This is a genomic window from Pseudomonas sp. MYb541 (assembly GCF_037479595.1).
In the GTDB taxonomy this organism is placed as follows: Bacteria; Pseudomonadota; Gammaproteobacteria; order Pseudomonadales; family Pseudomonadaceae; genus Aquipseudomonas; species Aquipseudomonas canadensis.
Genome location: NZ_JBBGYS010000012.1, coordinates 71,389 through 89,233 on the forward strand (window position 1 = coordinate 71,389; position 17,845 = coordinate 89,233).

Here is a 17,845-nt window from a genome sequence, read left to right on the forward strand (position 1 = left end):
GCAATCAACCGATTCGTTTCACCGAAACCCAATAGCGGGTGAAATACTTCACCTGGATCGGCAGGGTTGCCTGCAGATTGGCCAGTACCGCATCGGTGGAATCCAGGCGGAAGGTCCCGGAAACACGCAGGTGTGCCGACGCCAAGTCGCATTGCAGGACACCCGGGCGGTAGCGGGCGAGGTCTTCGATCACATCCCCGAGGCGAGCATCCAATACGATCAACTGACCATTGACCCACGCCGCTTGTGAGCCGCGGTAAGCGTGGTTAAGCCCCACGTGTTGGCGATCAAAGTCAGCGCTTTCACCGGCACTGAGTAGCCGCGCGTGATTGGGCCGGTCACCAGGCGCTACGCTCACCCGATCCTCGAGGACGCTGACACGTGTGGAGTCTGGCAACTGGCGCACGGTGAAGGTGGTGCCCAGGGCCTGGATTCGGCCTTGGCGGGTCTCGACATAAAAGGGCGTCTGGCCACCCCGCTTGCCGGTGTGGATAAGTACTTCACCTTCACGCAGGCGAATCAAACGCTGGCGCCCATCGAATACCACGTCAATTGCCGTACGGGTGTTCAGATCAATCCGCGTACCGTCAGCCAGCTCGATACGCCGGCGCTCACCCACGGACGTCCGGTAGTCGGCCCATACATTGCCCAGGGGCGTGTGTTGCTGGACATTCCAGCCGAGGTACCCGGTACCGCCCAGCACCAGCATCCACTTCAACACCTGGCGCCGTTGCTGGCTGGTCGACAAGGCCCGGCGGGTGAAATCCTGGGGCAGGGCGCCGAGACTGCGCTGCAACTGCTCCATTTGGTTCCACGCAGCCTGATGGGAAGGATCGCCGTTGAGCCATTGTTGCCAGGCTTGGCGCTCGGCGGCGGTAGGGGTTTGGGATTGAAACTGTACATACCAACTGGCAGCGGCCTCGAAGGTCTTGCGATCAGGCGCCGCCATTACAAGCTGTCCATGATCAATGCGCATTCGGTCAATGCACGGATCATGTGCTTCTTCACTGTGGTCAGTGAAACCTGAAGCTGATCGGCAATCTGTTGATAAGTCAGGCCCTCGATCTGCGACAGCATGAATATCCGCCGTGCTCGCTCACCGAGTGCCGACAAGGCTTTATCCACAGCCACCAACGTCTCGATGATGATGGCTTTGTCTTCTTCGCTGATGGCTATGGCTTCAGGCCGTTCGGCCAAGGTTTGCTTATAGGCCTGTTCGATGGCATGTCGACGGTAGCGATCAATCACCAAGCCCCTGGCAATGGTCGCCAAATAGTCTCGCGGTTCAACGATCTGCGCCGCATGCCGCCCGCCCAGGATGCGCACGAACGTGTCGTGCGCCACATCGGCCGCATCGCAGGCGTTATGCAACTTCCCTTTGAGCCACCCGTGCAGCCAGGAATGGTGCTGCTCATAGATGTTCTGGACCGCAGCCGTGTGTGAAGAAGGGGACATAGGGCATGACAAGGTAGGTTAATGATAATCGCTATTATTAACTGCCCTATCGTTTTCTCACAATAGATCTCTTTTTTTGCTGTGCTCACCACCGAGTGGAGGTTTCAGTTGACGTTGTCGTGGACTGAATATGGACAGTTACACCGATTTCTGCGGATTAAGCCCTGTGAATAACCGCCTCTGTGCCCAGTTGATAACAGGGCCTGAAACCTGAGTAAAAACCCGCCTGTGGATAAGCACCTGTTTAATCCACAGGCTTAAAGCACTTATCCAAGCCCCTCATTGGCACATGACCACAGACTTTTGAATCGCTGTACACAACGTAAACAAAGGCCTGTAGAGATCTATCCACAGAAAGGTAGCTACATAGAAATAAACATAAAAACAAAGATTTAATAAATTTCTCTCTTTTAATTTCTATTGTCTGTGATTCATCCACAGCTGGTTAAATTTTGTGCAAAGGGTTCTTTAGGAAGGGCTAAGTCCCTATACTTGCCGCCAAAGCTCTAAAACTCTTTCAACAGACAATTCCTGATTACCTACATAAGCAGGCACGAGGTGCGTGGTGGATTTCCCTTCCCGTTTTGAAGTGATCGTCATCGGCGGCGGTCATGCCGGTACCGAGGCAGCACTGGCGTCAGCACGCATGGGCGTAAAAACCCTGTTGTTGACGCATAACGTGGAAACCCTCGGAGCAATGAGTTGCAACCCCGCCATTGGTGGGATCGGCAAAAGCCATTTGGTTAAGGAAATCGATGCCCTTGGCGGCGTGATGGCCACGGCTACCGATAAGGGTGGTATTCAGTTTCGTGTGCTCAACAGCCGCAAAGGCCCAGCCGTACGGGCTACCCGGGCTCAAGCCGACCGCATCCTGTACAAGGCTGCTGTGCGCGAAACCCTGGAAAACCAACCGAACCTGTGGATATTTCAGCAAGCCGCGGATGACCTGATCGTCGAACAAGACCAGGTACGCGGGGTTGTCACGCAAATGGGCCTGCGTTTCTTCGCGGAATCCGTGGTGTTGACCACCGGCACGTTCCTCGGCGGACTTATCCACATTGGTATGCAGAACTATTCCGGCGGTCGCGCCGGTGATCCGCCGTCGATTGCTTTGGCAAAACGCCTGCGTGAATTGCCGCTGCGTGTCGGCCGCCTGAAAACCGGGACCCCGCCGCGTATCGACGGGCGTTCTGTGGACTTCTCGGTGATGACCGAACAGGCCGGCGATACGCCGATCCCGGTCATGTCGTTCATGGGTTCCAAAGAACAGCACCCGAAACAGGTAAGCTGCTGGATCACCCACACCAATGCCCGCACCCACGAAATCATTGCTGCGAACCTCGATCGTTCGCCGATGTACTCCGGTGTGATCGAAGGGATCGGCCCGCGTTATTGCCCGTCGATCGAAGACAAGATTCACCGCTTTGCCGACAAGGAAAGCCATCAGGTCTTCATCGAGCCCGAAGGCTTGACCACTCATGAGCTGTACCCGAACGGCATTTCCACTTCCCTGCCGTTCGACGTGCAAATCCAGATCGTGCAATCGATCCGCGGCATGGAAAACGCACACATCGTGCGTCCGGGCTACGCCATCGAATACGACTATTTCGACCCGCGCGACCTGAAGTACAGCCTGGAAACCAAAGTGATTGGCGGTCTGTTCTTCGCTGGCCAAATCAACGGAACCACCGGTTATGAAGAAGCCGGCGCCCAAGGTTTGCTGGCCGGGACCAACGCAGCATTGCGTGCGCAAGGCAAAGACAGCTGGTGCCCACGTCGAGACGAAGCGTATATCGGCGTTTTGGTCGATGACCTGATTACATTGGGCACCCAGGAACCGTACCGGATGTTCACCTCTCGGGCGGAATACCGTTTGATCCTGCGCGAGGACAACGCCGACCTGCGCCTGACCGAAAAAGGACGTGAACTTGGCCTGGTCGATGATGTGCGTTGGGAAGCCTTCTGCAAAAAACGCGAAAGCATTGCATTGGAAGAACAGCGCCTGAAAAGCACCTGGGTTCGCCCGGGGACTGAACAAGGCGACGCGATCGCTGAAAAATTCGGCACGCCGCTGACCCACGAGTACAACTTGCTCAACCTGCTGTCCCGTCCGGAAATCGACTACGCTGGTCTGGTCGAAGTGACCGGCCAGGGCGCGGAAGATCCACAGGTCGCCGAGCAGGTCGAAATCAAGACCAAATACGCCGGTTACATTGACCGCCAACAGGACGAGATCGCTCGCCTGCGCGCCAGTGAAGACACCAAGTTGCCTGTGGATATCGACTACACCGGGATTTCCGGCTTGTCGAAAGAAATCCAAAGCAAGCTGGGGATAACTCGTCCCGAGACATTGGGCCAGGCTTCACGTATTCCCGGCGTCACCCCAGCAGCCATTTCGCTGTTGATGATTCATTTGAAAAAACGCGGCGCGGGCCGTCAGTTGGAGCAAAGCGCTTGAGTTCGTTGGTCACCTCGCAACACGCAGAAGAGTTATCCACAGGCGCACGCCAGTTGGGCGTCGACCTGACCGAAACCCAGCACGAGCTGCTGTTGGGGTATTTGGCGTTGTTGATCAAATGGAACAAGGCTTACAACCTGACCGCAGTGCGTGATCCCGACGAAATGGTGTCCCGTCACCTGCTCGACAGCTTGAGCGTGATGCCATTCATCGAAAACGGCCGCTGGCTTGACGTTGGCAGTGGCGGCGGCATGCCTGGTATTCCGTTGGCCATCCTGTTTCCCGAGTCCCAAGTGACCTGCCTGGACAGCAACGGCAAGAAAACCCGTTTCCTGACCCAGGTCAAACTCGAACTCAAGCTGGATAACCTGCAAGTTATCCACAGTCGCGTCGAAGCCTTCACGCCTGAACAGCCTTTCAACGGAATTGTTTCCAGGGCCTTCAGCAGCATGGAGAACTTCAGCAACTGGACCCGCCACCTCGGCGACCGCGATACCCGCTGGCTGGCAATGAAGGGCGTCCATCCAAGCGATGAGCTGTTAGCATTGCCGGCAGACTTCCACCTCGATAGCGAACACGCCTTGGCTGTACCCGGTTGCCAAGGCCAACGCCATCTGCTGATACTGCGCCGCACGGCATGATTGGGAACACAAGCAAGAATGGCTAAGGTATTCGCGATAGCGAACCAGAAAGGTGGCGTGGGCAAAACCACCACCTGCATCAACCTCGCAGCATCCCTGGTCGCCACCAAGCGCCGGGTGCTGTTGATCGATCTCGATCCACAGGGCAACGCCACCATGGGTAGCGGTGTGGATAAACACGGCCTGGAAAACTCGGTCTACGACTTGCTGATTGGCGAGTGCGACCTGGCCCAGGCCATGCACTACTCCGAACACGGCGGTTATCAACTGCTGCCGGCCAACCGCGATTTGACCGCGGCGGAAGTGGTGCTGCTGGAAATGCAGATGAAGGAAAGCCGTCTGCGTAGCGCCTTGGCGCCGATCCGCGAGAATTACGACTACATTTTGATCGACTGCCCGCCGTCACTGTCGATGCTCACGCTGAACGCGTTGGTGGCAGCTGATGGGGTGATTATCCCCATGCAGTGCGAGTACTACGCACTGGAAGGCTTGAGCGACCTTGTGGATAACATCAAGCGTATCGCTGAGTTGCTCAACCCGAACCTGCAGATCGAAGGCTTGCTGCGGACCATGTTCGATCCGCGCCTGAGCCTGATGAACGATGTGTCGGCGCAGCTCAAGGAACATTTCGGTGATCAGCTGTACGACACGGTGATCCCGCGCAACATCCGTCTGGCCGAAGCGCCAAGCTACGGCATGCCCGCGCTGGCGTACGACAAGTCATCCCGTGGTGCCATTGCCTACCTGGCCCTGGCCGGCGAGATGGTTCGTCGCCAACGCCGCAACTCACGCACCGCTGCAGCCCAGCCAACTTAAGGAATCCCCATGGCCGTCAAGAAACGAGGTCTCGGACGTGGACTGGATGCACTGTTGAGTGGTCCGACCGTCACATCGCTTGAAGAACAAGCGGTGCAGGCCGACGAGCGCGAGTTGCAGCACCTGCCGCTGGACCTGATCCAGCGCGGCAAATACCAGCCACGGCGGGACATGGACCCCCAAGCACTGGAAGAGCTGGCCAATTCGATCAAGGCCCAAGGCGTGATGCAGCCAATCGTGGTACGCCCGATTGGCGGCGGCCGCTTTGAGATCATCGCCGGTGAGCGCCGCTGGCGCGCCAGCCAGCAGGCCGGCAAGGAAACCATCCCGGCGATGGTGCGCGATGTACCGGATGAAACCGCCATCGCCATGGCGTTGATCGAGAACATCCAGCGCGAAGACCTCAACCCGATCGAAGAAGCGATCGCGTTGCAGCGTTTGCAACAGGAATTCCAACTGACCCAGCAACAGGTGGCCGAGGCGGTGGGTAAATCCCGCGTAACCGTGTCCAACTTGCTGCGTTTGATTGCGCTGCCGGAAGTCATCAAGACCATGTTGTCCCACGGCGACCTGGAAATGGGCCACGCCCGTGCTTTGCTCGGTTTGCCGGAAAATCAACAGGTTGAAGGGGCGCGACACGTTGTCGCACGGGGGCTCACCGTTCGCCAGACCGAGGCGTTGGTTCGCCAGTGGCTCAGCGGCAAACCTGCACCGGTCGAAACGGCTAAACCTGATCCGGATATCGCCCGTCTCGAGCAGCGCCTGGCCGAGCGCCTGGGCTCTGCGGTGCAAATTCGCCACGGCAAGAAAGGCAAAGGGCAATTGGTCATCGGTTATAACTCGCTTGATGAGCTCCAGGGCGTCCTTGCCCACATCCGCTGAAACATTTGCTTATGTAGCGTGTGATCGGAAATCACTACCCGACAGTTGAATAGGGGCAGAACCGCCCCTATACTCTGCGCGCATTTTGTCGGCACAAATTATGCCAAGTTATTGATTTCCGGCAGCCGACCATTGAGGAGCAAGAGTGATGGAAACCCGCACGCCAAACACGTTGCCGTTCCATCGCTTGGCCGTTTTTCCGGTTTTATTGGCTCAATTTGTCATTTTGCTGATCGCCGCATTGGCGCTTTGGTATTGGCATGGAGTCGTTGCCGGATATTCAGGACTCTGCGGAGGCCTGATAGCCTTGCTGCCCAATATGTATTTTGCTCACAGGGCCTTTCGGTTTTCCGGCGCCCGAGCAGCCCAGGCTATCGTCCGGTCATTTTATGCCGGCGAGGCAGGGAAACTGATTTTGACGGCAGTGCTGTTTGCACTGACCTTTGCAGGTGTGAAGCCATTGGCGCCGCTGGCTGTATTCGGCGTCTTCGTGTTGACCCAACTGGTCAGCTGGTTCGCTCCCCTGCTAATGAAAACAAGACTTTCGAAACCTTAGGGCGTTTGAGGCAACCATGGCAGAAACAACCGCTTCGGGCTATATCCAGCACCACTTGCAGAACCTGACCTTCGGTCAGCTTCCTAATGGCGGCTGGGGCTTTGCCCACTCCGCAGCAGAGGCCAAAGAAATGGGCTTCTGGGCTTTCCACCTGGATACTCTGGGCTGGTCGGTCGCATTGGGTCTGATCTTCGTCTTCATTTTCCGCATGGCGGCAAAGAAGGCGACTTCCGGTCAGCCAGGTGCTTTGCAGAACTTCGTTGAAGTACTGGTCGAATTCGTCGATGGCAGCGTGAAAGACAGCTTCCATGGCCGTAGCCCGGTGATCGCACCGCTGGCACTGACCATCTTCGTCTGGGTGTTCCTGATGAACGCCGTCGACCTGATCCCGGTTGACTGGATTCCTCAGCTGGCCATGGCGATCAGCGGCGACCCGCACATTCCATTCCGTGCCGTATCGACCACTGACCCGAACGCTACCCTGGGCATGGCCCTGTCGGTCTTCGCGTTGATCATTTTCTACAGCATCAAGATCAAGGGCATCGGCGGCTTCATCGGCGAACTGACCCTGCACCCGTTCGGCAGCAAGAACATCTTCGTTCAAGCCCTGCTGATCCCGGTGAACTTCCTGCTGGAATTCGTGACCCTGATCGCCAAGCCGATTTCCCTGGCTCTGCGACTGTTCGGCAACATGTATGCCGGCGAGCTGGTATTCATTCTGATCGCTGTGATGTTCGGCAGCGGCCTGCTCTGGCTTAGCGGCCTGGGCATTGTTCTGCAGTGGGCGTGGGCTGTGTTCCACATCCTGATCATCACCCTGCAGGCCTTCATCTTCATGATGCTGACCATCGTCTACCTGTCGATGGCGCACGAAGAGAACCATTAAGACCAGTCTCGACTAGTCTGATGTCCTTCCCGGTCAAACGGGAAGGTAGGCCCTACCGGGCTATGAAACGATTTGTTTTACCGCTTTAAAATCTAAAAAACCTAAACCATACGACGTAAAAGTCGGGAGGAAAGATGGAAACTGTAGTTGGTCTAACCGCTATCGCTGTTGCACTGTTGATCGGCCTGGGCGCCCTGGGTACTGCCATTGGTTTCGGCCTGCTGGGCGGCAAGTTCCTGGAAGGCGCAGCGCGTCAGCCAGAAATGGTTCCAATGCTGCAAGTTAAAATGTTCATCGTCGCCGGCCTGCTCGACGCCGTGACCATGATCGGTGTTGGTATCGCTCTGTTCTTCACCTTCGCGAACCCTTTCGTTGGTCAACTCGCCGGTTAATCACTCGTCTTTTCGAGTGATTGGTGTGTTGTGCAACGAATGAGCGAGGTATTGGCGTGAACATTAATGCAACCATTATTGGTCAGTCCTTAGCGTTCTTGATTTTTGTCGTTTTCTGCATGAAGTTCGTATGGCCTCCGGTCATCGCAGCTCTGCACGAACGTCAGAAGAAGATCGCGGATGGGCTGGACGCTGCAGCACGAGCAGCTCGCGACCTGGAGTTGGCCCAAGATAAAGCGGGTCAACAACTGCGCGAAGCGAAAGCTCAAGCAGCCGAAATCATTGAGCAAGCCAAGAAACGCGGTAACCAGATCGTTGAAGAGGCTGTTGAAAAAGCCCGTATCGACGCTGACCGTGTGAAGGTTCAGGCTCAGGCCGAGATCGAGCAGGAACTGAACGGTGTCAAAGATGCGCTGCGTGCCCAACTGGGTGCTCTGGCCGTCGGCGGTGCTGAGAAGATCCTGGGTGCCACAATCGATCAAAACGCGCACGCGGAGCTGGTAAACAAACTGGCTGCTGAAATTTAAGCGAGGGCGATCATGGCAGAATTGACCACGTTGGCCCGACCTTACGCTAAGGCAGCCTTCGAGCACGCCCAGGCCCACCAGCAGCTGGCCTCTTGGTCAGCCATGCTCGGCCTGGCTGCAGCAGTGTCGCAAGACGACACAATGCAGCGCGTGCTCAAGGCCCCGCGACTGACGAGCGCAGACAAGGCCGCCACTTTTATTGAAGTGTGCGGCGACAAGTTTGATGTGAAAGTGCAGAACTTCATCCACGTCGTTGCCGAAAACGACCGTCTCCTGCTTCTGCCGGAGATTGCCGCTCTGTTCGACCTGTACAAGGCCGAGCAAGAGAAGTCGGTAGACGTTGAAGTGACCAGTGCTTTTGCATTGAACCAAGAACAGCAAGACAAACTCGCCAAGGTTCTCAGTGCACGACTCGACCGGGAAGTGCGCCTGCAAGTTGCGGAAGACAAGTCCCTCATTGGGGGCATTGTCATTCGCGCCGGCGACCTGGTTATCGATGGCTCGATTCGCGGCAAACTCGCGAATCTTGCCGAAGCATTGAAATCTTGAGTTTGAAGGGGCAGCAGAGCAATGCAGCAACTCAATCCTTCCGAAATAAGTGAAATTATCAAGGGCCGCATCGACAAGCTCGATGTGACCTCCCAAGCCCGTAACGAAGGCACTGTCGTCAGCGTATCTGACGGTATCGTGCGGATTCACGGTCTGGCCGACGTAATGTCCGGCGAGATGATCGAGTTTCCGGGCGGCGTCTTCGGTATGGCCCTCAACCTGGAGCAGGACTCCGTAGGTGCCGTTATCCTGGGCGCTTACCAGTCTCTGGCTGAAGGCATGAGCGCCAAGTGCACCGGCCGCATCCTGGAGGTTCCGGTTGGTAAGGAACTGCTGGGTCGCGTAGTCGACGCACTGGGTAACCCTGTTGACGGCAAAGGTCCACTGGGCAACACCGAGACCGACGCGGTCGAGAAAGTTGCTCCAGGCGTGATCTGGCGTAAGTCGGTAGACCAGCCTGTACAGACTGGCTACAAGGCTGTCGATGCCATGATCCCTGTCGGCCGTGGCCAGCGTGAGCTGATCATCGGTGACCGTCAGATCGGTAAAACCGCTCTGGCGATCGACGCGATCATCAACCAGAAAGACAGCGGCATTTTCTGCGTCTACGTAGCCATCGGTCAGAAGCAATCGACCATCGCCAACGTGGTTCGCAAGCTGGAAGAGAACGGCGCACTGAAAAACACGATCATCGTGGCTGCCAGTGCTTCGGAATCGCCTGCACTGCAATACCTGGCACCGTATGCCGGTTGCACCATGGGTGAATTCTTCCGCGACCGCGGTGAAGACGCGCTGATCGTTTATGATGATCTGTCCAAGCAAGCAGTGGCTTACCGCCAGATTTCCCTGCTGCTGCGCCGTCCACCAGGCCGTGAAGCTTACCCAGGCGACGTGTTCTATCTCCACTCCCGTCTGCTGGAGCGCGCATCCCGCGTTTCGGAAGAGTACGTAGAGAAGTTCACCAACGGCGCAGTGACCGGCAAAACCGGTTCCCTGACTGCACTGCCGATCATCGAAACCCAGGCTGGCGACGTTTCCGCGTTCGTTCCGACCAACGTGATTTCCATCACCGACGGTCAGATCTTCCTGGAATCGGCCATGTTCAACTCGGGCATCCGCCCTGCAGTGAACGCCGGTGTTTCGGTATCCCGTGTGGGTGGTGCCGCTCAGACCAAGATCATCAAGAAGCTCTCCGGTGGTATCCGTACCGCTCTGGCTCAGTACCGTGAACTGGCGGCATTCGCCCAGTTCGCTTCTGACCTGGACGAAGCGACCCGTAAGCAACTTGAGCATGGTCAGCGCGTTACCGAGCTGATGAAGCAGAAGCAATACGCCCCAATGTCGATCGCTGACATGGCGTTGTCGCTGTATGCCGCTGAGCGTGGGTTCCTGACTGACGTCGAAATCGCCAAGGTCGGCAGCTTTGAACAAGCGCTGATTGCTTACTTCAACCGCGATCACGCCGACTTGTTGGCCAAGATCAACGTGAAGGGTGACTTCAATGACGAAATCGACGCTGGCCTCAAAGCCGGTATCGAGAAGTTCAAGGCCACCCAAACCTGGTAAGCCGCAGCGGGAGCCGCAAGGCTCCCGCTTGCTAACCTGATAGGTGTTACATGGCAGGCGCAAAAGAGATTCGCAGTAAGATTGCGAGCATCAAAAGCACGCAAAAGATTACCAGCGCCATGGAAAAAGTGGCGGTCAGCAAAATGCGCAAGGCACAAATGCGCATGGCTGCTAGCCGTCCTTATGCGGAGCGTATCCGCCAGGTAATTGGGCATCTGGCCAACGCCAACCCGGAATACCGCCACCCATTCATGATCGAGCGCGAAGTTAAGCGTGTGGGTTATGTGGTTGTGAGCAGTGACCGTGGTTTGTGCGGTGGTTTGAATACCAACCTGTTCAAGGCCCTGGTCAAGGACATGGCGGTAAACCGCGAAAACGGCGTCGAGATTGATCTGTGTGTAGTTGGTAGCAAGGGTGCGGCCTTTTTCCGCAACTTCGGCGGCAACGTCGTAGCAGCTATCAGCCACCTGGGTGAAGAGCCGTCGATCAACGATTTGATCGGCAGTGTGAAGGTGATGCTGGATGCATACCTGGAAGGCCGGATTGACCGCCTCTCCGTGGTATCCAACAAGTTCATCAACACCATGACCCAGCAGCCAACCGTGGAGCAATTGATTCCACTGGTGGCGACTCCGGATCAGGAACTCAAGCACCACTGGGACTACCTCTACGAACCAGATGCCAAAGAGCTGCTTGACGGCTTGATGGTGCGCTACGTGGAGTCGCAGGTGTACCAGGCGGTGGTCGAGAACAACGCAGCTGAACAAGCGGCGCGGATGATCGCGATGAAAAACGCTACCGATAACGCCGGTGATCTGATCAGCGATTTGCAGCTGATCTACAACAAGGCGCGTCAGGCTGCGATCACCCAAGAGATCTCGGAAATCGTCGGCGGCGCTGCCGCGGTTTAACGGTTCAAATATTCAGAGGATCCAGCTATGAGTAGCGGACGTATCGTTCAAATCATCGGCGCCGTTATCGACGTGGAATTTCCACGCGACAGCGTACCGAGCATCTACAACGCGCTGAAAGTACAAGGCGCGGACACTACTCTGGAAGTTCAGCAGCAGCTGGGCGACGGCGTAGTTCGTACCATTGCGATGGGTTCCACCGAAGGCTTGAAGCGCGGTCTGGACGTTGTCGACTCTGGCGCAGCCATCTCCGTACCGGTCGGTAAAGCGACCCTGGGCCGGATCATGGACGTACTGGGCAACCCGATTGACGAAGCTGGTCCGATTGACACCGAAGAGCGTTGGGGCATTCACCGTCCAGCACCTTCGTTCGCGGAACAAGCTGGCGGCAACGACCTGCTGGAAACCGGCATCAAGGTTATCGACCTGGTTTGCCCGTTCGCCAAAGGCGGTAAAGTCGGTCTGTTCGGTGGTGCCGGTGTAGGCAAGACCGTAAACATGATGGAACTGATCCGTAACATCGCCATCGAGCACAGCGGTTATTCCGTGTTCGCCGGTGTGGGTGAGCGTACCCGTGAGGGTAACGACTTCTACCACGAGATGAAGGACTCCAACGTTCTGGACAAAGTGGCACTGGTTTACGGTCAGATGAACGAGCCGCCGGGTAACCGTCTGCGCGTAGCACTGACCGGCCTGACCATGGCCGAGAAGTTCCGTGACGAAGGTAACGACGTTCTGCTGTTCGTCGACAACATCTACCGTTACACCCTGGCCGGTACTGAAGTATCCGCACTGCTGGGCCGTATGCCTTCCGCAGTAGGTTACCAGCCGACCCTGGCTGAAGAGATGGGCGTTCTACAAGAACGTATCACTTCGACCAAGGAAGGTTCGATCACTTCGATCCAAGCGGTATACGTACCTGCGGATGACTTGACCGACCCGTCGCCTGCGACCACTTTCGCCCACTTGGATGCCACCGTCGTTCTGTCCCGTGACATCGCTTCCCTGGGTATCTACCCAGCGGTCGATCCACTCGACTCGACTTCGCGCCAGCTGGACCCGAACGTGATCGGCCAGGAGCACTACGACACCGCTCGCGGCGTTCAGTACGTGCTGCAGCGTTACAAAGAACTGAAGGACATCATTGCGATCCTGGGTATGGACGAGCTGTCGGAAGCCGACAAGCAGTTGGTAAACCGTGCTCGTAAGATCCAGCGTTTCTTGTCGCAGCCGTTCTTCGTGGCTGAAGTCTTCACCGGTGCATCGGGTAAATACGTTTCCCTGAAAGACACCATTGCTGGCTTCAAAGGCATCCTCAACGGTGACTACGACCACCTGCCAGAACAAGCGTTCTACATGGTCGGCGGCATCGAAGAAGCGATCGAGAAAGCCAAGAAACTGTAATCCAGGCGCCCGGAAACGGGCGCTCATCAGGTTGAGGCAATCAGATGGCTATGACAGTCCATTGCGATATCGTCAGCGCGGAAGGGGAAATCTTCTCCGGTCTGGTAGAGATGGTGATTGCACACGGCGAACTCGGTGACCTTGGTATTGCCATGGGTCACGCGCCGTTGATCACCAGCTTGAAGCCAGGTCCGATCACTCTGACCAAGCAAGGCGGGGAAAAAGAGGTGTTTTACATCTCTGGTGGTTTCCTCGAGGTTCAGCCGAACATGGTCAAGGTTCTTGCCGACACCGTGCAACGTGCTGGCGACCTGGATGAAGCCTCCGCTCAGGAAGCCGTCAAGGCTGCTGAGAAGGCCCTGAACGAAAAGGGTGCGGACTTCGACTACAGCGCTGCTGCTGTACGTCTGGCCGAGGCTGCAGCTCAGCTGCGCACGCTCCAGCAGATCCGCAAGAAGTAACCGGCCACGCCGTCATGCTTCATGCGCGATTGATTAAAAAGGGTAGCCTCGGCTACCCTTTTTCTTTTTCAGCAAAACACTTCTTTGGTCTGAAGCCGGACCGCCCAGGATTGGTAGCCACTCATGTCTCTTGAAATCGTCATTCTCGCCGCAGGCCAGGGCACCCGCATGCGTTCGGCCCTGCCCAAGGTGCTGCACCCGGTTGCCGGCAATTCCATGCTGGGCCATGTTATCCACAGCGCCCGGCAACTCGATCCGCAACGCATTCATGTAGTGATCGGCCATGGTGCCGATGTGGTACGTGAGCGCCTCGCCGCGGACGATCTGAATTTCGTATTGCAAGACAAACAACTGGGCACCGGCCATGCCACTGCCCAAGCCGTGCCGTTCATCACCGCCGACACTGTGCTGATCCTCTACGGCGACGTACCGCTGATCGAAGTCGAAACCCTGCAACGCCTGCTCAAGCACGTCGTGCCTGGCCAGATGGGCCTGCTGACGGTTGAACTGGATGATCCCACCGGTTACGGGCGCATCGTGCGTAACGCCGATGGCAAGGTTGCCGCTATTGTCGAGCACAAAGATGCCAGCGAAGCCCAGCGCGCCATTACCGAGGGCAACACCGGGATCCTGGCGATCCCCGCCGATAACCTCGGCGACTGGATGAGCCGCCTGTCCAATAACAACGCCCAAGGCGAGTACTACCTCACCGACGTCATCGAGATGGCAGTAAGCGATGGCCTGCTGGTCGCCACCGAGCAGCCCCACGACCCGATGGAAGTGCAGGGCGCCAACGACCGCAAGCAACTCGCCGAACTGGAACGTCACTACCAATTGCGCGAAGGCCGTCGCCTGATGGCCCAAGGCGTGACCTTGCGTGACCCGGCACGCTTCGATGTACGTGGTGAAGTGACCGTCGGCCGCGATGTGCTGATCGACATTAACGTGATCCTCGAAGGTCGCGTGATCATCGAGGACGACGTGGTGATTGGCCCGAACTGTGTGATCAAGGACAGCACCCTGCGCAAAGGCGTGGTGGTCAAGGCCAACAGTCACTTGGACGGTGCGGTGATGGGCGAGGGCAGCGATGCGGGTCCGTTTGCGCGACTGCGCCCCGGAACCGTCATGGGCGCCAGGGCGCACGTGGGCAATTTCGTCGAGCTGAAAAACGCCAAAATGGGTGACGATGCGAAGGCCGGCCACTTGGCCTACCTCGGTGATGCGGTGATTGGGGCTCGCAGCAACATTGGCGCTGGTGCCATTACCTGTAATTACGACGGCGCGAACAAGTACCAGACGACCATTGGTGAAGACGTATTTATCGGCTCCAACAACTCGCTGATCGCCCCCGTTTCTATCGGAGATGGCTCGAACACCGCAGCGGGCTCAACCATCAACCAGGATGTGGATAAGTCTCAACTGGCGGTAGCCCGCGCCCGCCAACGCAACATCGACGGTTGGAAGCGTCCGGTCAAAATCAAAAAGACATGAGTTATCCATAGTCTCCTCAGCAACAGGCATTCAATGTGGGAGGGGGCTTGCCCCCGATAGCGATAGTTCAGCCAATGTAGTCAGTGGCTGACACACTGCTATCGGGGGCAAGCCCCCTCCCACATTTGCGCTGCGTCATATCAAAAATTTGCTGTGTCCCGCTTGACGATCTTTCGGCAATAGGTTTTGATTGCCTTCGTTATCTTTCGAAACGAAACTTACCATAGCCATGTCGAAACGAAATACACCCCAACGACGCCACAATATCCTGACCTTGCTCAATGAACAGGGCGAAGTCAGCGTGGACGAATTGGCCAAGCGTTTCGAAACGTCGGAAGTTACGATCCGTAAGGACCTGGCCGCACTCGAAAGCAACGGCCTGCTGCTGCGTCGCTACGGGGGCGCGATCACCATGCCCCAGGAGTTGGTGGGCGACGCTGCCCAGCCCATCTCGGTGTACAAGCGCGCCATCGCCCGTGCCGCCGTGATGCGCCTGCGTGAACACGCCCGCATCATCATCGACAGCGGCAGCACCACCGCCGCCATGATCCCCGAACTGGGCCACCAGCCAGGCCTGGTGGTGATGACCAATTCCCTCCACGTGGCCCGCGCCTTGAGCGAACTGGAACACGAGCCGGTGCTGTTGATGACCGGCGGCACCTGGGATCCGCATTCGGACTCGTTCCAGGGCCAGGTTGCCGAGCAGGTGCTGCGTTCTTACGACTTCGATCAACTGTTCATCGGTGCCGACGGCATCGACTTGGAACGCGGCACCACCACCTTCAACGAATTGCTGGGCCTGAGCCGCGTCATGGCTGAGGTCGCCCGTGAAGTGGTGGTGATGGTCGAATCCGACAAGATCGGCCGCAAGATTCCCAACCTGGAACTGCCCTGGAGCAGCGTCCATACCCTTATCACCGATGATCGCCTGCCGCTTGAGGCCCGCGACCAGATCCAAGCCCGCGGCATTACGCTGATATGCGCGGCAATCATCTAGGAGAAACACCATGTGTGGCATCGTAGGCGCAGTCGCTGAACGCAACATCACCCCGATCCTGCTCGAAGGCCTCAAGCGCCTGGAATACCGCGGCTATGACAGCGCTGGTGTGGCGGTCTTCACCAACGCCGGCAAGCTGGAGCGCATGCGCCGTCCGGGCAAGGTCAGCGAGTTGGAGCAGGCCCTGGCCGGCGAGCCGCTGGTTGGCCGCCTGGGTATTGCCCACACCCGTTGGGCGACTCACGGTGCGCCCTGCGAACGCAACGCCCACCCGCACTTTTCGGGCGACCTGGCCGTGGTGCACAACGGCATTATCGAAAACCACGAAGTGCTGCGTGAACAACTCAAGGGCCTGGGCTACGTGTTCACTTCGGACACCGACACTGAAGTCATCGCCCACCTGCTCAACCATAAACTCAAGGACCTGGGCGACCTGACCGTTGCCCTCAAGGCCACCGTCAAAGAGCTTCACGGCGCCTACGGCCTGGCCGTGGTCAGTGCCAGCCAACCGGACCGCGTAGTCGCTGCTCGCAGTGGCAGCCCGCTGGTGATCGGCCTGGGCCTGGGCGAAAACTTCCTCGCCTCCGACCAACTGGCCCTGCGCCAGGTCACCGACCGCTTCATGTATCTGGAAGAAGGCGATATTGCTGACATCCGTCGTGAAAGCGTGGCGATCTGGGACGTTAACGGTCAATCCGTCGAGCGCGAAGCCGTGCAATACCGCGACGGCGCCGAAGCGGCCGACAAAGGTGAATACCGCCACTTCATGCTCAAGGAAATCCACGAGCAGCCAGCGGTGGTGCAACGCACCCTGGAAGGTCGCCTGAGCCAGAACCAAGTGCTGGTCAACGCCTTCGGCCCACAGGCCGCCGAGCTGTTCGCCAAAGTGCGCAACGTGCAGATCGTTGCCTGTGGCACCAGCTACCACGCCGGCATGGTTGCGCGTTACTGGCTGGAAGAACTGGCCGGCATCCCGTGCCAGGTCGAAGTCGCCAGCGAATTCCGCTACCGCAAGGTGGTGGTGCAGCCCGACACCCTGTTCGTGACCATCTCCCAGTCCGGCGAAACCGCCGACACCCTGGCCGCCCTGCGCAATGCCAAGGAGCTGGGCTTCCTGGCCAGCCTGGCGATCTGCAACGTCAGCATCAGCTCCCTGGTGCGTGAGTCCGACCTGACCCTGCTGACCCAGGCCGGTCGCGAAATCGGTGTGGCGTCCACCAAAGCCTTCACCACCCAGTTGGTGGGTCTGTTGCTGCTGACCCTGTCCCTGGGCCAAGTGCGCGGCACCCTGGCCGAAGGCGTCGAAGCCACGCTGGTCGAAGAACTGCGCCGCCTGCCAACCCGCCTGGGCGAAGCCCTGGCCATGGACAGCACCGTGGAAAAAGTCGCCGAACTGTTCGCCGACAAGAACCACACCCTGTTCCTCGGCCGTGGCGCGCAATACCCGGTGGCGATGGAGGGTTCGCTCAAGCTCAAGGAAATCTCGTACATCCACGCCGAAGCCTACCCGGCCGGTGAACTCAAGCATGGCCCATTGGCCCTGGTGGATGACGACATGCCGGTGGTCACCGTGGCGCCGAACAACGAACTGCTGGAGAAACTCAAGTCCAACCTGCAGGAAGTTCGCGCCCGTGGCGGCCAACTGGTGGTGTTTGCTGACGAAAAGGCCGGCATGACCAACGGTGAAGGCACCCACGTCATCAACATGCCGCACATCAACGACACCCTGTCGCCGATCCTCTACACCATCCCGCTGCAGTTGCTCTCGTACTACGTCGCCGTGCTCAAGGGCACTGACGTCGACCAGCCGCGCAACCTGGCGAAGTCGGTGACCGTGGAGTAATCCGCCACAC

18 protein-coding genes are annotated in these 17,845 nt (G+C 57.8%); 16 read left to right on the forward strand and 2 right to left on the reverse strand.

From position 1 onward, the window contains the following. Positions 1 to 4: 4 nt before the first annotated feature. Both WH299_RS09780 and WH299_RS09785 read right to left on the reverse strand, forming a co-directional pair. Complete coding sequence (locus WH299_RS09780) at positions 5 to 949, reverse strand: FecR domain-containing protein (RefSeq protein ID WP_339550169.1); 945 nt, start codon at positions 947 to 949, stop codon at positions 5 to 7. After that, on the reverse strand, positions 949 to 1,455 hold the full coding sequence (locus tag WH299_RS09785; protein WP_339550170.1) for a sigma-70 family RNA polymerase sigma factor: 507 nt from the start codon (positions 1,453 to 1,455) through the stop codon (positions 949 to 951). The genes WH299_RS09780 and WH299_RS09785 overlap by 1 nt, the downstream gene beginning before the upstream one ends. 565 nt (positions 1,456 to 2,020) lie before the next feature. Between WH299_RS09785 and mnmG the strand changes: the two genes are divergently transcribed. The 16 genes from mnmG to glmS all read left to right on the forward strand — a co-directional run bounded on the left by mnmG (position 2,021) and on the right by glmS (position 17,835). After that, on the forward strand, positions 2,021 to 3,913 hold the full coding sequence (gene mnmG, locus WH299_RS09790; protein ID WP_123478451.1) for a tRNA uridine-5-carboxymethylaminomethyl(34) synthesis enzyme MnmG: 1,893 nt from the start codon (positions 2,021 to 2,023) through the stop codon (positions 3,911 to 3,913). Next, entirely contained in the window at positions 3,910 to 4,554 is a 645-nt protein-coding gene (gene rsmG / locus WH299_RS09795; protein ID WP_028618580.1) for a 16S rRNA (guanine(527)-N(7))-methyltransferase RsmG, read from the forward strand. The genes mnmG and rsmG overlap by 4 nt, the downstream gene beginning before the upstream one ends. A gap of 18 nt (positions 4,555 to 4,572) precedes the next feature. Continuing rightward, a complete protein-coding gene (locus WH299_RS09800) occupies positions 4,573 to 5,370 on the forward strand; it encodes a ParA family protein (RefSeq protein ID WP_016978715.1) in 798 nt (265 codons plus the stop codon). Between the two features lie 9 nt (positions 5,371 to 5,379). Next, complete coding sequence (locus WH299_RS09805; RefSeq protein ID WP_016970690.1) at positions 5,380 to 6,252, forward strand: ParB/RepB/Spo0J family partition protein; 873 nt, start codon at positions 5,380 to 5,382, stop codon at positions 6,250 to 6,252. A gap of 148 nt (positions 6,253 to 6,400) precedes the next feature. Then, a complete protein-coding gene (locus tag WH299_RS09810) occupies positions 6,401 to 6,808 on the forward strand; it encodes a F0F1 ATP synthase subunit I (RefSeq protein ID WP_010565865.1) in 408 nt (135 codons plus the stop codon). A 16-nt stretch (positions 6,809 to 6,824) separates the two neighbouring features. Beyond that, on the forward strand, positions 6,825 to 7,694 hold the full coding sequence (atpB, locus tag WH299_RS09815; RefSeq protein ID WP_016978714.1) for a F0F1 ATP synthase subunit A: 870 nt from the start codon (positions 6,825 to 6,827) through the stop codon (positions 7,692 to 7,694). Between the two features lie 134 nt (positions 7,695 to 7,828). Next, positions 7,829 to 8,086, forward strand: coding sequence for a F0F1 ATP synthase subunit C (gene atpE / locus WH299_RS09820; RefSeq protein ID WP_002555987.1), 258 nt, complete (start codon positions 7,829 to 7,831; stop codon positions 8,084 to 8,086). A 56-nt stretch (positions 8,087 to 8,142) separates the two neighbouring features. Continuing rightward, positions 8,143 to 8,613, forward strand: coding sequence for a F0F1 ATP synthase subunit B (locus WH299_RS09825; protein WP_008439543.1), 471 nt, complete (start codon positions 8,143 to 8,145; stop codon positions 8,611 to 8,613). Between the two features lie 12 nt (positions 8,614 to 8,625). Then, positions 8,626 to 9,162, forward strand: a complete 537-nt coding sequence (locus tag WH299_RS09830; RefSeq protein WP_010207689.1) for a F0F1 ATP synthase subunit delta — start codon at positions 8,626 to 8,628, stop codon at positions 9,160 to 9,162. A 21-nt stretch (positions 9,163 to 9,183) separates the two neighbouring features. Beyond that, the gene (atpA, locus tag WH299_RS09835; protein ID WP_010207686.1) at positions 9,184 to 10,728 is read left to right on the forward strand and encodes a F0F1 ATP synthase subunit alpha; all 1,545 of its coding nucleotides are present in this window, start codon (positions 9,184 to 9,186) and stop codon (positions 10,726 to 10,728) included. Between the two features lie 50 nt (positions 10,729 to 10,778). Next, a complete protein-coding gene (atpG, locus tag WH299_RS09840; RefSeq protein ID WP_028618578.1) occupies positions 10,779 to 11,639 on the forward strand; it encodes a F0F1 ATP synthase subunit gamma in 861 nt (286 codons plus the stop codon). Positions 11,640 to 11,666: 27 nt separating this feature from the next. Then, positions 11,667 to 13,043: a F0F1 ATP synthase subunit beta gene (atpD, locus tag WH299_RS09845; protein ID WP_010207684.1), complete on the forward strand. Its 1,377-nt coding sequence runs from the start codon at positions 11,667 to 11,669 to the stop codon at positions 13,041 to 13,043. Positions 13,044 to 13,087: 44 nt separating this feature from the next. Further along, positions 13,088 to 13,504: a F0F1 ATP synthase subunit epsilon gene (locus tag WH299_RS09850; RefSeq protein WP_003177061.1), complete on the forward strand. Its 417-nt coding sequence runs from the start codon at positions 13,088 to 13,090 to the stop codon at positions 13,502 to 13,504. A gap of 123 nt (positions 13,505 to 13,627) precedes the next feature. Then, a complete protein-coding gene (gene glmU, locus WH299_RS09855; RefSeq protein WP_323622985.1) occupies positions 13,628 to 14,995 on the forward strand; it encodes a bifunctional UDP-N-acetylglucosamine diphosphorylase/glucosamine-1-phosphate N-acetyltransferase GlmU in 1,368 nt (455 codons plus the stop codon). Positions 14,996 to 15,224: 229 nt separating this feature from the next. Further along, complete coding sequence (locus WH299_RS09860) at positions 15,225 to 15,992, forward strand: DeoR/GlpR family DNA-binding transcription regulator (protein WP_028618576.1); 768 nt, start codon at positions 15,225 to 15,227, stop codon at positions 15,990 to 15,992. Positions 15,993 to 16,002: 10 nt separating this feature from the next. Then, positions 16,003 to 17,835 (forward strand): glutamine--fructose-6-phosphate transaminase (isomerizing), encoded by a 1,833-nt coding sequence (gene glmS, locus WH299_RS09865; protein ID WP_033900499.1) that lies wholly within the window; start codon positions 16,003 to 16,005, stop codon positions 17,833 to 17,835. Positions 17,836 to 17,845 lie beyond the last annotated feature (10 nt).

What these genes read in the sequence shown, in the direction of transcription:
- glmU (WP_323622985.1), top strand. Translation starts at nt 13,628, where the DNA reads ATGTCTCTTGAAATCGTCATTCTCGCCGCAGGCCAGGGCACCCGCATG.
- glmS (WP_033900499.1), top strand. Translation starts at nt 16,003, where the DNA reads ATGTGTGGCATCGTAGGCGCAGTCGCTGAACGCAACATCACCCCGATC.
- WH299_RS09805 (WP_016970690.1), top strand. Translation starts at nt 5,380, where the DNA reads ATGGCCGTCAAGAAACGAGGTCTCGGACGTGGACTGGATGCACTGTTG.
- atpG (WP_028618578.1), top strand. Translation starts at nt 10,779, where the DNA reads ATGGCAGGCGCAAAAGAGATTCGCAGTAAGATTGCGAGCATCAAAAGC.
- WH299_RS09800 (WP_016978715.1), top strand. Translation starts at nt 4,573, where the DNA reads ATGGCTAAGGTATTCGCGATAGCGAACCAGAAAGGTGGCGTGGGCAAA.
- atpE (WP_002555987.1), top strand. Translation starts at nt 7,829, where the DNA reads ATGGAAACTGTAGTTGGTCTAACCGCTATCGCTGTTGCACTGTTGATC.
- atpA (WP_010207686.1), top strand. Translation starts at nt 9,184, where the DNA reads ATGCAGCAACTCAATCCTTCCGAAATAAGTGAAATTATCAAGGGCCGC.
- WH299_RS09850 (WP_003177061.1), top strand. Translation starts at nt 13,088, where the DNA reads ATGGCTATGACAGTCCATTGCGATATCGTCAGCGCGGAAGGGGAAATC.
- WH299_RS09780 (WP_339550169.1), bottom strand. Translation starts at nt 949, where the DNA reads ATGGCGGCGCCTGATCGCAAGACCTTCGAGGCCGCTGCCAGTTGGTAT.
- atpD (WP_010207684.1), top strand. Translation starts at nt 11,667, where the DNA reads ATGAGTAGCGGACGTATCGTTCAAATCATCGGCGCCGTTATCGACGTG.
- WH299_RS09860 (WP_028618576.1), top strand. Translation starts at nt 15,225, where the DNA reads ATGTCGAAACGAAATACACCCCAACGACGCCACAATATCCTGACCTTG.
- atpB (WP_016978714.1), top strand. Translation starts at nt 6,825, where the DNA reads ATGGCAGAAACAACCGCTTCGGGCTATATCCAGCACCACTTGCAGAAC.
- WH299_RS09785 (WP_339550170.1), bottom strand. Translation starts at nt 1,455, where the DNA reads ATGTCCCCTTCTTCACACACGGCTGCGGTCCAGAACATCTATGAGCAG.
- WH299_RS09810 (WP_010565865.1), top strand. Translation starts at nt 6,401, where the DNA reads ATGGAAACCCGCACGCCAAACACGTTGCCGTTCCATCGCTTGGCCGTT.
- WH299_RS09830 (WP_010207689.1), top strand. Translation starts at nt 8,626, where the DNA reads ATGGCAGAATTGACCACGTTGGCCCGACCTTACGCTAAGGCAGCCTTC.